The 283-nt window shown below is 66.1% G+C and carries 1 protein-coding gene; it reads right to left on the reverse strand.

The features are described from left to right. Window positions 1-283: glutamine amidotransferase-related protein (locus tag A3764_RS01125; protein WP_443069361.1), on the reverse strand; the 283-nt coding region annotated here is incomplete at both ends.

Here is a 283-nt window from a genome sequence, read left to right on the forward strand (position 1 = left end):
CCTTCATGTGATAGCTGTGCACGAAATAGGCGTGATCGCCTTCCGCCAGCCCGTCGAACACGGGATGGGCCGCATCCAGCACCAGATCGTTCCACCCCATGTGGGGCACCTTCAGCGCCGTGTCCGAAGGGACGATGGGCACGACTTCGCCGTCGATCCATCCCAGGCCCTCGGTCGGGGTGTATTCATGCCCCAGCCGCGCCATGAGCTGCATGCCCACGCAGATGCCCAGAAACGGGCGGCCGCGCCCGATGACGGCTTCCTCCATCGCGGCGTGCAGGCC

The organism is Sulfitobacter sp. HI0129 (genome assembly GCF_001635395.1).
Classification (GTDB): domain Bacteria; phylum Pseudomonadota; class Alphaproteobacteria; order Rhodobacterales; family Rhodobacteraceae; genus Sulfitobacter.